The following is a 13,291-nucleotide window of genomic DNA, read 5'->3' as shown; positions in this document are numbered from 1 at the left end:
CAACCTCCTTTTAACCGAAATGGACTCCCGATTGTAAAATGCAATTGGCATACGGTGTCGCTTCACCTGTGCGGATGACTGCCTTCACCTGTCGGGTTAACGCTTTGAATTGTTCGTGGCTGACGGAAGCATCGATGGCTTCTTCCCCGAATCTCTCTGTAATGAATTGCATAGCTACGGGATTGCCTTCGCAAATTTCATTCGCCACAATAACTTTCTCAATGACCATATCTTCTGCAATTGCCTCGACCACTTCGCGAAAACTTGGTGTTCCCAGTTTGAGGGCCAGATCGATTTTGACTACCCCGTCAGGTACCGGTAGACCTGCATCCGCAATCGCAATCATGTCCGTATGGCCCAGGTCAGATAGAATTTTGGAGATGTGACTATTCAACATGCCAGTTCTTTTCATTACAAGCTCTCCTCTACTTCATCACGCGTCGGCATGCCGCCCTGCGCTCCGAACTTGGTGACGGACAACGAAGCAGCCCGATTGGCGAAGCGTATACTCTCTTGTAAAGGTTTACCTTCAGCCAAAGCAACTGCAAATGCGGCGTTGAACGTATCCCCTGCACCGGTAGTATCGACAGCCTCCACTTTATAAGTTGGAACTAGAACTTCCTCTATGCCATCAAAATATCGAACCCCTTTACTACCCTCCGTGATGAACAGTTTGTTCGGATATTGGCGCAATGCCTGCGCCGGATTCATACCCTGAAACAAAATCTCGGCTTCATGCTCATTCGGTGTGATATATGCGGCGTTATCAATAACTTCTTGCGGCAATTTTCTCGCTGGAGCTGGATTAAGCAATAATGGTGTTCCGAATTCTGCACACAATGCGCTTACATGTACAACGGTTTCCTCCGGAATTTCTTGCTGAATGAGTACGATATCTGCATCACGGATCACATCAGCCGCATCATCAACATATACAGGCGTAACTTCACGATTCGCCGCTTCAACCACTACGATACTATTATCACCTTCCGCCAGGATGATATGAGCCGTTCCACTTTCTAAATGTGTAACCGGTTTCACATTTTGCGTATTTACAGCATTTGCTCTGAAATTCTCTAAAATATCTTTCCCAAAAGCATCGTCGCCTACCCGGCCGATCATCGCAACCTCGGCACCCAGTCTGGCAGCAGCGACAGCCTGATTGGCTCCCTTACCACCAGGGACCGTTTTGAAGCTATCGCCAAGAACGGTTTCCCCCGCCCCCGGCCGTCTTGACGAAGTAACAACCAGATCCATTGAACTGCTTCCTATTACACATATTTTAGCCATCTGATCTCACCTTTCTCGTAGTGTCCCGTTCAATGAAACTAACGGGTAACTGTATGTTTTTGTTCTCTATTGCAGCTTGTTCCACAAGCTGTATAAGTAATCCCGCCGCTTCTCTTCCCATCTCGTATGCTGGCTGGTGGATGGTGGACAATGCCGGCGACAACAGGCTGCTCATCGGAATATCATCGAAACCAATCACTTGTACATCTTCAGGAACTTTTCTTCCGATTCGTGCTGCCTCATGCAACACCGCCATGGCTGCGATGTCATTGCTGGCAATGACCCCATCTGTGTCGGCATACTTCCTGAATAATTCCTCAGCCCATACGCCTGCCTCATTTATTGAAAATGAGGTGGTCTGGATTACCTGGTAGTCTAACCCAGCATCACGGATGACTTCAATAGCTCCTTCAAAACGATCCTGTGCGGGTCTGATCTGTGACGGTCCCTGCATAACAGTGATCTGGCGACTGCCGCGTTGGATAATCTCTCTTGCAGCTAGTCTTCCACCTTCTCTGCCGTCCGCATACACGGATGGACGATCCAGTGATGTTCTATCCAGAAACACAACCGGAATTTTCAGTTTTTCATATATTGATGAATGAGGATAGTTCGTTGAAGAGATCACACCGACCACATTGTTCTGGATAAACGTCTGAATGTAATCCTGCTCCTTCTGTTCATCCTCATCACTATTTCCAAATAACAGTCTGTAATCCTGTTCCTGCATCCCGTCCTCTACACCGCGAGCCAACTGCGGGAAGTAAGGGTTCGCAATATCCGGCAACAACAGGCCAATAAGTTTGGACTTGCGCTTATATAATGAACGTGCCACTTCATTAGGCGAGAAGTTAAGCGCCTTCACAGCATCTTCCACTTTCTTGCGTGTATCCGCATGAACATAACCTCTATCATTAATGACTCTGGAAACGGTGGCAACGGATACGCCAGCTCGTTGAGCTACATCTTTAATTGTTGTCATAAGTTGCTCTCCTCTATGTGTAACCGGTTACAGACATTAAATTATCATATTATTTTTAATTTGACAAGCGTTTTCATTCTGGAAATTTCTCCAAGTACACATGAAAGTACATTGAAATTCATCTGTAACCTGGCTACTTTCTGTCTTATTCAGTCTTCTCAGCTATATTACGGATTTAATTATCATTACAATTATTAGCGATATGTGATATGGTCAGTGAGGATTTTATATACATACATATGTGCATAAATGTGAGGAGAAGATTGAAAGTGACAGACAGAAATACCCTTGAAAATCAAAAACCGAGTAAATTTAGTGATCCCATTGTTGTTATGCTTGTGGCAAGCCTGTGTTGCTTGTTATGGGGAAGTGCGTATCCATCCATCAAACTTGGATATATCGCATTTAACATTTTACCCGAAGACATTGCGTCCAAGTACGTATTTGCCGGATACCGATTTACCTTGGCGGGCTTGCTGCTCTTGCTTCTTTCACGCGTCGTCAGAAAACAGAAGCTGCAATTGTCCAAGCCTCAGTGGACAAGTCTCATTATGTTAGGCGTGTTGCAAACTGGCTTGCAATATATGTTTTTCTATGTTGGCGTAGCTAATACGACGGGTGTCAAAGGCTCCATAATGAATGCAACGACAACCTTTTTCAGTGTGGTTCTGGCCCATTTCATCTATAAGAATGACAAATTAAGCAGAAATAAAATCGTTGGCTGTTTGCTCGGATTCGTTGGTGTAATCATCGTAAACTTCCATACAGATTTGCTTGCTTTCTCCTTCTCATTCACAGGCGAAGGTTTCGTTATTATAGCTGCACTTGTTTTTTCAGTTACAGCCCTTTATGCTAAACGTCTCACGGCTACGATCGATGTTCTGATCATCACAGGTGTCAGCTTATTCGTCGGGGGATTGGTACTTACACTGTTAGGTCTGTTGCTCGGCGGACGAGTCACTCATTTCACTCTGGAATCCACCAGTAATTTGATCTATTTGGCCTTGCTGTCATCCGTTGCATTTTGTCTATGGAATATGCTTCTCAAGTACAATAAGGTCGGAAGAGTGTCTGTATACAACTTCCTAATCCCTGTGTTTGGTGCATTGTTATCAGCTTTATTCTTAGGCGAAACGATTCTGGAACTGAAAAATCTGGCCGCATTGCTGTTCGTGTCGGTCGGCATTTATTTAGTCAATCGTGTACGTTCTGTGCAAAGCTCTAATGACACTTTAATAAAATAGACAACAATCTCATGGACAACAATCCATCTGATGGACAGAAAAAAAGCCGCTAATCAGCGGCTTTTTGTGTAAATTCCCATACGATATACTATTCGTTTCTTACGATCTTATACCTTAATATATACTTGTAAAATCAATCAAGGACTCTTCTTCTTCATAATTGAATACAATGGCGTGATTACCCAATTGGTATACCATCTCATATCCACCCACGACTTCATTGTAATATTCTGAGGAAGGTTTGCCCATCCATATTCTTACATTCCATGGCGAAAGATTCTGCTTCTCATTGTACAAATCAAAAACGGCAATACGTGATTTATTGGTAAGCTCGTGCATGTAGGAATCGAAGCCAACGCCGAATTTAGAATAATAATAGAACGCTCCCCATTCTTCATTTGAATGAGAATTGGGTTTCCCCAGCTTTTTTTGCGCATTTTGAAGCGTCATGCCAATCTTGATGTCCGTTCGGCCTGGCAATGCACCCTTTAATGCAGCTTCCTTCAGGCTTTTCAGGTAAGCACTATCTCCAACACCCGAGTTTGGCCAATCTCTTGAACGGAGGTTGCGCGTATCTTCCAGCCGCAATTCCAATTTGTTCACATTCAGCTTAAACGTATTAACGCTATAAACGAATTGCAGGTTGTTGTAATTTTTGAACTGAACTCGGGCCCCTGAAAGAGTACGAATTCCGCCATCTCTGATCGCTGAGTAGGAATCGTCAATTCTTTTTCCCTTATTATCGACATATGTTACTCGGCGCAACTCCCCGGAACGAACAATATACGTCTTTACCTCATTGAAATTGGAAGTTCCCCAATCGGTGATCATCAGCATGTCTGGTGTACTAGCCCCTTTGCTTTTCACAACGAAGTTCCAGGTTTGAGGCAAAATAATCGTATTCAGATCCAGTTTTGCTGCTTGCACTGTTCCGTATGCTGCCCCTTTTTTCACCAAGGCCGCACGATACGTTCCAGAATAACTCTTGTCGCCTTTTTTATTGTTCGTCCAACCATTTTCTTCGGTCAACGTGCTTTTCTGTTCATCATAAGCGAAAATATAAACGGTATACGCCGTTTGCTTGGCATCACGAATTGTAAATGAAAGTCGGCTCATACTTGCAAGCTGTTTGGCAGAGATTTGTTCTCCTTTGGCAGCAGCATTGGGTGGTAACAGGAGCAATACGCTCAGAACATAGCCAATTAAGGTAAGTAGGGCCAGAGAAGCCCATTTTGTTTGGTGCTTAGGGTGTATCATTTATTGACTCTCCTTTGAGTAACAGAATAAAATACAACAGCTATTTTCTAATTTTAAATCGTGTACAATCTTAACACTCGAACAGATACTTGCTAGCGTGTAACCTTGATCAAACTATGTAATTCTTATAAGTTAATGTTTAATAAGCATATCCTCCTACTAGTACTATTTTCCTAAGAATGATAACATACCCTTTCTCATAAAGAAATATATAACAATCTAATTAATAGTTTTACCACTGGTATCATATAAGAGGCCGCTATATTAGCGACCTATGCAGTCAGAAGTTTGTTACTAATCTGTCTTAGAATCTGTTCAAGTGGCTTGAATCATGGCAACGACTTTGCCTTGAATTTCACTATTTTTAAATTTATTTAAGTATTCAGGAATTTGGTCCATCGTAATGGATGTAATAGCTGGGGGCTGGAGTTGTTGGTCGGAGAGCAGTTTGGCAAATTCATCGCCAATAATAGAAAGGCTTGTTTGTACTTCAGGATCATTAACGGTATGTGCTCATGCGCGCGATACATGAAACGGAGATCACGGAGGTATACAAATTTCATTTCTGGATTGGAGCTATCTATAGCATTATTTCACGATGGATTCTGGATGGTGGACAACCAAGCCCCGTAGAAATGGCAAAGATCTGTTATGAGATCATAGATTCCATCAACAAGGGCTGTGTTTCTAGTTAACACCGAGAACAACATCGGTAGCTTTAAACCCAAAAAAGCCGCTACATCCGTTAGCGGCTCTTCAAGAGAATACGAATAAGATATGATTTACAGGCAGGAGTACACGACATTACGCAAGCGTCGCTGAATGTAAGGCTCTTGACTGTTCAGCAGGTGTTGCGCATACATGACCGTAAGCTCTGAATCCGGATCAATAATGGCCATACAACCAGCGGCGCCGCTCCACCCAAATTCACCAAGGGGACTAAGCGAGCCACTTCCTGCTTTGGAGATATGTGTGCGGACACCCAGTCCATAACCGTATCCATACATATGATCCCAAGAATAATCACTGCGGGTCATCTCGTTCAAGTGATCCGTTCGCATCAGTTCCACGGAAGCTTGTGACAAAATACGTACACCTTCTGGACTTGTGCCCCGACCAGTAAGCGCGTTCAGAAACCTTGCATAGTCGCTAACGGTTGATAATAACCCTGCACCGCCGCTCTCCAGCTCCGTACCTACCCGGAATCCGTTTCCATCCATACGCACAGCCTTCTCAAGCTCATCATTGTACGCATACTGAGGAATCAGGCGTGCCTGCTGCTCATCGTTTAGATTGAACGATGTGTCGTTCATGCCAAGTGGTCCAGTAATTTCGTCCCGCAGATACGTACCAAAACGTCTGCCACTTACCACTTCCACCAAGGCTCCCAGCACATCATGGCACATGCTGTAGTTCCAGTGTGTCCCTGGTTCAAACAGCAATGGTTCTTTCGCAAGCGCTCTCGCGAAGTCCCGTGTCGGCAATGCTCCATCGGTTCTTTTTACGGCTTCCTGAATGCTTGGACTACCCACGTCATAGGAGAACCCGGCAGTCATGGTAAACAAATCTCGGACTGTAATGGCTCTTGTCGCCTTTTCCAGTCGGATCTCTCCGTTTGCCATCGTTTTCTTAACTGTCATATCAGCATACTCTGGCAGATAATCGGACAACGGGTCGCTTAACAGTATCTCCCCTCTCTCCACCAGTTGCAACCCTGCCACACAGGTCATGATTTTTGTCATGGAGTATAGATTGAAGATCGCTCCATCGCTGATGGGTGTTTTCTCCTCCAGATTGGCGTAACCATTCCGGTAATGGAAAACGGTATCATTTCGATGTATCACCAGTACCTCTGCCCACGGAATGCGCCAAGATGTAATGCGGTCAATAAATGAAGAAAGCGGTTTAAAGTCCATTTTTTCCCGTCCTTTTATGTATAATCGTATATTATTTTGCGATGTGGCCCATGTTCAGTACCACAATCCACATATTATTAATATACGACCATTCTCTTGTGATGACCACCATCAATCTTATGTCTCTCAGAAACCTCTTGATCTTCCCTGCTTGACTCTTATCAGCAACTTATGCTCTTCTATCGCTGACATTGTTTCCTATGTTAACGATTTGCAAAAGAAATAATCAATTTCATTGTTTATCCACAATCCATTAATAGAACGAAAAAAGTCGCTATATTAGCGACTCTCCTTTTAATTTTCCTTCCTTAACGAATCCACTATCGTTGACTTGGTTAGTCTATACATCGGCCATGCTGTCGCGATAAGGGCTGTAACCACTGCACCTGAAGCAGCAATCCCAACACTGAGCCAAGGTAAAGACCATTCGATATCAAGCATGCCCCGGAAGAGGTAGTGTACGCCGAAACTTAAACCTGTTCCAATGATGCTTCCATACATCGCTGCATAGACTCCATAAAATACGCCTTCCAGCAGAATCATTTTGTTGACTTCTCTCTGTGTCATACCGATCGCTTTCAGTACAGCAAACTCTTTGGTACGTAGTATGAGATTGGTACTGACTGTATTCAGGATATTGAGAAAGGCAATAAGAACAATGATTCCAATGAACCCGTAGAAAAAGATCTTCGCTGTGATAGCATCATTATGAGCTTGTTCAAGTTCTGCAACCCGGTCCGTATAATTGAAACCGGCGTCTTTCTGAGTCAAAGACTTAAGGTAATCGGTAACTGGTTTATTAGACAGGTCGGGATGGGCAAGTATGAAGATCCGAGAATACGTGTCATCTCCAGTTAAGTTCATTATAACTTTAGGTGTTGTCAGGTAAGTGATACCTGCACTCTCGTTATATTTGTTCGTTAAAGGTCCCTGATCCGCAATGCCAACCACTTTTACATTCTGATATACTTCTCCCCTTCCACTATTCGAACGAATTTGAATATAATCCCCAACTTTAAACTGAGTCTGATCGATGATAAGTTGTTTTCCGTTCTCCGTGATCATACTTAATTTCTGAATCAGAACGACTCCATTCTCACGATCCATGATTTCCTTATCCACTGTTCCTGCCACCAGCTTGGCATTAATCGTCTCCAAGGTATGTTCACCGTAAGACTGAAGGTAATTATTATCTGTACGATATCCTAGCCCTTCATCCACCTGGTACATTCCCTTCCTCAGCTCGTAGTACTTCGGATTGATTTTGTTCTTGGGAATGATTGCTGTCATCTGGTGATTGTAGAATGGATAAGCTTGGTCTACTGCATCCAGCTTGACCAGATCTCTATACACCGAGTCATCCATTCGCTGGGAGGAACCATCGTACTGTATTGAATAGGAATAATCGATTCCGGAATGTGTCGTTAGCGACAGTAGCCCAATGAGGCTGTTGAAGACGATAAATAAAACCATGCTAATGATCATGGAGAAAGCTGTGATGCGAAACCGCTTTTTATTTCGTTTAATATTCCGAATAGCAAATTGACCTTCAATACCGAATATTTTCTTAATGAACATCGACTTGGCAATTTTGTTTATTTGCTCTACTTTCGTAACTCCCGTACTCGTTATAGCCTCCAGTGGGGATGTCTTGGCTGCTGATCTGGCGGGACCAATAGCAGACAGAAATACGGTTAACAATCCCAGAAGACCTGCACCAACTAATACCGGAACCGATATCACCATCTGCATATCATTCAGAAAACCGAGTGTTAGCAAGCTGATATTATAGAACAAAAGCTTCATTAAAATCGTTCCAGTAAATAAACCAATGGGTATACCAATCAAGCTCAGAAGAGCAGCTTCTTTGACCACAATATGACGTATTTGAGCTGGTGTAGCACCTATGCATCGAAGCATCCCAAACTGTGAAGTCCGCTCCAAAACTGAAATATGGAAGGTGTTATAGATCACAGCACTTGTACAGCCAATAATAATAAGGATTACCGCAATGAAGGCGAGTATTATACTTTGATTTACACCTTCGTACGTACTTTTTCCATATAATTTAAGCAGTTCATTGTTATACTCCACTCGCATATTCTTGATATAATTCTCACGACTGAGCTCCTGTGCAGATCCTTGATCCACCTCATTCATTTGTAATGAGGAAATGATATTTTCTGTTTTCTCCTTCATATGATCCATCGATTTCATTTTGAGATAGACAAAATACGTTTGATCCGGATCTATCTTTTGATGGTTATCATACGTAATGGCTTGGAAAATGAATCTGGAAGACCATGAACTGTTGTTAAAAGGTTTGGTGAAACCAACAATGGTGAATTGCCTCTGGAACTGTGGACGGAAGGCCTCATCCAGATCCCATCCGAAATCGCCAAGTCCGCTGATGGGCTTGAGTTCTCCCGTCGAGGCGATAACACGACTTCCCACATTTAAAGTTATGCGCTCGCCGAGTGTGGGCTTGGTCTTAAAGTAACTCAAACTCTCTGCAGAAAGAATTATTTCATTCGGATTCTGAGGCAGCCTTCCTGAATCCAGCTGAACTTGGAGCTTGTTCATTGCATCAGGATCGTACCCCTTAATATTCAGGTAACGGTAGGGAGCCGCAATCGGATTTTCACGTTTTTCTTTAGCGCTGGTATTGCTAATAACCGCATACCCGATGCGATCAACGCCTCCCGCACTCTCTACAGTTGCCTGATTGACGATTTTGGAGACGAATTCACCTGGAACTCCATTAAACGAAACGTGGTAGTCACCAAAATCATGCGTTGTCTGACGAATCAGCTTATCTCTATAACTCAGACCGATGGTTCCTATGGCTGTAATCAGAGTTACCGATAAAATAATACCTATGATGACAAGCAAGGATCTTTTCTTCTGCCCCAATAAATATTTCTCTGTCAGACCGGTATAGTTATTCAATGGAATTCACCCCGGTTTGTTGCCATAGCGCGCCATCTTTAATATGCAACACCCGATCTGCCTTTTGAGCTATGTTTAGGTCATGCGTGATCATAATCAGAGTTTGATTATATTTTTTGACGGAGAAGGTAAGTAGATCAACGATTTCTTTACTGTGTTGACTGTCCAGGTTACCCGTGGGTTCGTCTGCCAGAATAATGGATGGTTTGTTGATTAGAGCCCGTCCAATGGCTGTTCGTTGTTGCTGTCCGCCTGATAATTGGGAAGGAAGATGTTTTCTACGATCACTCAGTCCCAATACGTCCAACAATTCTTCAATGTAACTTTTATCCACTTTTTTGTTCTCTAACAGCATGGGTAGCGTTATATTTTCTTCCGTGGTTAACACTGGAATGAGATTATAGGATTGAAAGATGAACCCGATTTTGCGCCTGCGAAATAGGGCGAGTTCAAGTTCGCTCTGTGAATACAGATCGGTATTATCAATAATAACCCGCCCTTGCGTCGGCTCATCCACGCCTCCGAGCAGATGTAATAGTGAGCTCTTCCCTGATCCGCTCGCACCGACAATAGCGACAAATTCCCCTTGATTAACAGAAAGATTAACCTCTTTGAGCGCATCCACTTTTGTATCAGCGGTTCCGTATGTTTTACATAAATTCATGGTCTTCAAAATTTCCACCTGTATACCTCCATCTGTTGATCAACTGTTTACTCTATTGAGTATAGATGGTCTACCTTACGACAAAGTGAAGAAGAAGCTTACGTTTTCGTAAGCTTCCCTTCTTCACTCCATTCATTCCGTATAAAGAACGAGATTCTGAATTCAGAACCTTTCCCAAGTATGCTTTCAGCTGTAATAATTCCACCCTGTCCTTCAATAATGGATTTGGCCAAAGATAGGCCTATACCAATACCTTCAGGTTTGGAACGACTTTTACCCCGGTAGAATCGTTTGAAAATATGTGGTATATCCTCTGGCAGAATGCCTTCGCCATGGTCTCGAACCATGATCGTATGAAATAGATTGCTCTCTTCCAATACAATCTCAATTCTGCCCTCTTTCGGACTATATTCAATTGCATTTTTGATGATATTCATCAAAGCTTCCTTTAACCATTCTTCATCCGCAAGGATAGCCAGTTGCTCGCCACCCGCGATTGTAATATCTTGTTTCTTCGATTCAATGATGGTGCGTAACGCATGTACAACATTGTCTATGGTCTCTCTCACCTGAAAACGCTCACGACGGAACTGTACACCGCCAGCCTCAACACGTGCCATCTTCAACAGATTAACGATGAGCCAATCCATTCGGTCAAGCTGCTTGCGGCTTCGTGTCAGGAATGCTGTTTTCATCTCTTCTTTCATTCCATGATCACCAAGCAAATTTTCATTAAACAAAATCAATGATGACAGTGGTGTTTTGAGTTGGTGTGAGATATCAGATAACAGATTGCGCAAAAACTTCTTTTCCTTATAAAGTTGCTCCAGACTATTGGTTACTCTTCCTGCCATGGCGTTAAAACTTCGACCAAGCAGGCCAAAGTCTCCTTCCATATTCTCTGGCAAGGTACCTGTAAACTGACGCTCCACCACCTGCTCGGCAGCATATGAAATGGCTCTAATTTTGGAAAACATTTTGCTATACTCCCATGTGATCAATACCAAGATGGGAATAACGAAGATCAGCACCTGAGTGCCAGTTTTAATCGGTAACAGGGTACCAGCTAAGACCGGTTGGTCATGAATGGACAGGTTCCCTGTATATCCATATTGAGAGAGAATCCGCTTGCCTTCTATAATGGCTTCCGTTTGTGCTCCTTGAGTAACATCATGGATAATCTCATTTTCACTTTCAGGATATTTTAATGACAGATGCCCCACCATAGATGCATTTTGATCCACTATGGCCAGATTAATACGTCCGACTTGCATGTTTATATACATGAACATCAGTAGTGACAGCAGTATTTGGACTATAATAACTTTGACTGTAATGGACTTCCATTCCGGATTTCGTATCACATGCATCATCGTCATTTCCCCTCAACGTTTGCGTTCCATTTGTAGCCGACTCCGCGAACAGTCACAATGTACTCTGGGGTTGCAGGTACGATTTCCATCTTCTCTCTAAGCCTTCGTATATGAACGGAAAGAGTGTTATCATCGACAAACTCACCTGACATATCCCATAGATGGCTTAGAAGCGAATCTCTTCTGCAGATCTGCTTGGGATGAGTAATTAACATAAGCAAGAGCCGATATTCAAGCGCAGTTAGTGTAATTTCCTCATTTTTTTTGAATACGGTTCCTTCCAACAGACGCACTTGAATGTCACCAGAGCACCATATATTCACTTCTTGCTGACTACGTTGGTTCCGTCTTAGAACGGCTTTAATTCGTGAAAGCAGCTCTTTCGTACGTACAGGTTTCGTAACATAGTCATCAGCGCCTATCTCGAGCCCGGCAACAACGTTGGCTTCTTCATCCAAAGCCGTCAGAAATATGATGGGTACTTGTGAGGTTTCTCTTATCTCACGACACAACTGATAACCTGAACCATCCGGCAAATTAACATCAAGCAAGAGGAGATCAATCGCTTCATTATGCAGAACATGCCTGGCTTCTGTCAGGCTTCCGGCCTGACTAACTCTATAGCCTTCACTGGAAAGAGTGTACTCTATGCCAAACACTAAGTTTTCATCGTCTTCTACAAGTAATAATCGGTTCATTCTTGCACCTCAACTTAACATGTACTTTTTAACTGTAAACTAACATGATTCTGATCCAGTATACATTATAAAAGTAACTTGCTGATTACTTTACTCATCATCCGCTAGTTACAGCTCTCTCAACCGATAGAATGAAGTCAGTCTTTTTAATAGGATCTGACCGTGTTTAACCACACAAACACCCCTTAATTTTATTGGCTAAACTTGAAGTTTACCAAAGGGGCAATTAGCGATACTATTCTGCACTTATCGATCTTTCTGGTCGAAACATTCTGCAAGATATTTTTCCAATAAATCAATATCATCATCCGTTATCTTCTCACCAAAATAGGCAAATGGGAAGCAAAACACCAAAGCGATGGTCAATACCGGTTCAGTAACGCGTAATCTGGATAACCAGTTCACCACTCTAGGAACGACCAACCAACCGATGACTCCCACTACAGCGAAGAATATAATCATCTTTTCAACTAAAAGAAGTATGGACGCTTCCCCAGTTGCTCCTGTTCCAGAAAAACTGGTTAACTCAGCCAGCAAAACAACGACCAGTACATCATCAACAACAGTAGCACCGTCGTAACATCAAAAAGCTGATCCCATAAAGGATCAGCTTAAGCTGTAACTTTTTAGACTCCGGCGCGTTTGTTTTCAACCGATTTCATTCGGTTTTGATCATCTGGTACACGGTCAACACTGAACTCTTGGCCAGCTTCAACCTCACCATGACCTGAAATGTTTCGAGAAAAATTAGTGAATTGTCTTTTTTGCTCATCCTGCTCGTGTTTTTGCTTCAAAAGCTCTTGCGGGTCCTGTTTTGTCACTATGCTTACCTCCCATAGAAATCATGCTATTTAATCGCACTACAGAAGTTTTCCATAAGAGAGCTGTGCTTATGCATGAAGTACCGATTCATTTCAT

General features: G+C 43.0%; 12 protein-coding genes. 1 reads left to right on the top strand and 11 read right to left on the bottom strand.

Features of this window, described 5'->3' with window-relative positions; genetic code table 11:
* Positions 1 to 10 precede the first annotated feature (10 nt).
* Genes rbsD through ACTHPG_RS09530 form a run of 3 tightly spaced genes read right to left on the bottom strand, consistent with a single transcriptional unit; the run spans position 11 to position 2,272 of the window.
* Positions 11 to 412: a D-ribose pyranase gene (gene rbsD, locus ACTHPG_RS09540; RefSeq protein ID WP_440388940.1), complete on the bottom strand. Its 402-nt coding sequence runs from the start codon at positions 410 to 412 to the stop codon at positions 11 to 13.
* Positions 412 to 1,290, bottom strand: coding sequence for a ribokinase (rbsK, locus tag ACTHPG_RS09535; protein WP_440388939.1), 879 nt, complete (start codon positions 1,288 to 1,290; stop codon positions 412 to 414). Before rbsK ends, rbsD begins: the two co-directional genes overlap by 1 nt.
* Positions 1,283 to 2,272 carry a LacI family DNA-binding transcriptional regulator gene (locus ACTHPG_RS09530; RefSeq protein ID WP_440388937.1) on the bottom strand — a complete coding sequence of 330 codons (990 nt, stop codon included), beginning with the start codon at positions 2,270 to 2,272 and terminating at the stop codon, positions 1,283 to 1,285. The genes rbsK and ACTHPG_RS09530 overlap by 8 nt, the downstream gene beginning before the upstream one ends.
* A gap of 269 nt (positions 2,273 to 2,541) precedes the next feature.
* Here ACTHPG_RS09530 and ACTHPG_RS09525 point away from each other — a divergent pair, with 269 nt between their 5' ends.
* Complete coding sequence (locus tag ACTHPG_RS09525; protein ID WP_440388936.1) at positions 2,542 to 3,516, top strand: DMT family transporter; 975 nt, start codon at positions 2,542 to 2,544, stop codon at positions 3,514 to 3,516.
* Positions 3,517 to 3,630: 114 nt separating this feature from the next.
* On the opposite strand, the gene ACTHPG_RS09520 is transcribed toward ACTHPG_RS09525, so the two are convergent.
* The 8 genes from ACTHPG_RS09520 to ACTHPG_RS09485 form a co-directional block, all read right to left on the bottom strand.
* On the bottom strand, positions 3,631 to 4,773 hold the full coding sequence (locus ACTHPG_RS09520; protein ID WP_440388935.1) for a DUF4309 domain-containing protein: 1,143 nt from the start codon (positions 4,771 to 4,773) through the stop codon (positions 3,631 to 3,633).
* A gap of 782 nt (positions 4,774 to 5,555) precedes the next feature.
* Positions 5,556 to 6,689, bottom strand: coding sequence for a serine hydrolase domain-containing protein (locus ACTHPG_RS09515; RefSeq protein WP_440388934.1), 1,134 nt, complete (start codon positions 6,687 to 6,689; stop codon positions 5,556 to 5,558).
* Positions 6,690 to 6,983: 294 nt separating this feature from the next.
* On the bottom strand, positions 6,984 to 9,638 hold the full coding sequence (locus ACTHPG_RS09510) for an ABC transporter permease (RefSeq protein ID WP_440388933.1): 2,655 nt from the start codon (positions 9,636 to 9,638) through the stop codon (positions 6,984 to 6,986).
* Positions 9,631 to 10,320: an ABC transporter ATP-binding protein gene (locus ACTHPG_RS09505; RefSeq protein ID WP_440388931.1), complete on the bottom strand. Its 690-nt coding sequence runs from the start codon at positions 10,318 to 10,320 to the stop codon at positions 9,631 to 9,633. The genes ACTHPG_RS09510 and ACTHPG_RS09505 overlap by 8 nt, the downstream gene beginning before the upstream one ends.
* 80 nt (positions 10,321 to 10,400) lie before the next feature.
* Positions 10,401 to 11,675 carry a HAMP domain-containing sensor histidine kinase gene (locus ACTHPG_RS09500; protein WP_440388930.1) on the bottom strand — a complete coding sequence of 425 codons (1,275 nt, stop codon included), beginning with the start codon at positions 11,673 to 11,675 and terminating at the stop codon, positions 10,401 to 10,403.
* Positions 11,676 to 11,677: 2 nt separating this feature from the next.
* Positions 11,678 to 12,373 carry a response regulator transcription factor gene (locus ACTHPG_RS09495; protein WP_440388929.1) on the bottom strand — a complete coding sequence of 232 codons (696 nt, stop codon included), beginning with the start codon at positions 12,371 to 12,373 and terminating at the stop codon, positions 11,678 to 11,680.
* Positions 12,374 to 12,619: 246 nt separating this feature from the next.
* Positions 12,620 to 12,796, bottom strand: coding sequence for a hypothetical protein (locus ACTHPG_RS09490; RefSeq protein ID WP_440388928.1), 177 nt, complete (start codon positions 12,794 to 12,796; stop codon positions 12,620 to 12,622).
* A gap of 203 nt (positions 12,797 to 12,999) precedes the next feature.
* A complete protein-coding gene (locus tag ACTHPG_RS09485; RefSeq protein WP_440388926.1) occupies positions 13,000 to 13,194 on the bottom strand; it encodes a hypothetical protein in 195 nt (64 codons plus the stop codon).
* Between the last annotated feature and the right edge of the window lie 97 nt (positions 13,195 to 13,291).

It is taken from the genome of Paenibacillus sp. SAF-068, assembly GCF_051967555.1.
Taxonomy (GTDB): Bacteria; Bacillota; Bacilli; order Paenibacillales; family Paenibacillaceae; genus Paenibacillus.
Note: the sequence above shows the minus strand (reverse complement) of the source record. Positions and strands in the feature narration are given on the sequence as shown.

What these genes read in the sequence shown, in the direction of transcription:
- rbsD (WP_440388940.1), bottom strand. Translation starts at nt 412, where the DNA reads ATGAAAAGAACTGGCATGTTGAATAGTCACATCTCCAAAATTCTATCT.
- ACTHPG_RS09530 (WP_440388937.1), bottom strand. Translation starts at nt 2,272, where the DNA reads ATGACAACAATTAAAGATGTAGCTCAACGAGCTGGCGTATCCGTTGCC.
- rbsK (WP_440388939.1), bottom strand. Translation starts at nt 1,290, where the DNA reads ATGGCTAAAATATGTGTAATAGGAAGCAGTTCAATGGATCTGGTTGTT.
- ACTHPG_RS09515 (WP_440388934.1), bottom strand. Translation starts at nt 6,689, where the DNA reads ATGGACTTTAAACCGCTTTCTTCATTTATTGACCGCATTACATCTTGG.
- ACTHPG_RS09500 (WP_440388930.1), bottom strand. Translation starts at nt 11,675, where the DNA reads ATGATGCATGTGATACGAAATCCGGAATGGAAGTCCATTACAGTCAAA.
- ACTHPG_RS09495 (WP_440388929.1), bottom strand. Translation starts at nt 12,373, where the DNA reads ATGAACCGATTATTACTTGTAGAAGACGATGAAAACTTAGTGTTTGGC.
- ACTHPG_RS09520 (WP_440388935.1), bottom strand. Translation starts at nt 4,773, where the DNA reads ATGATACACCCTAAGCACCAAACAAAATGGGCTTCTCTGGCCCTACTT.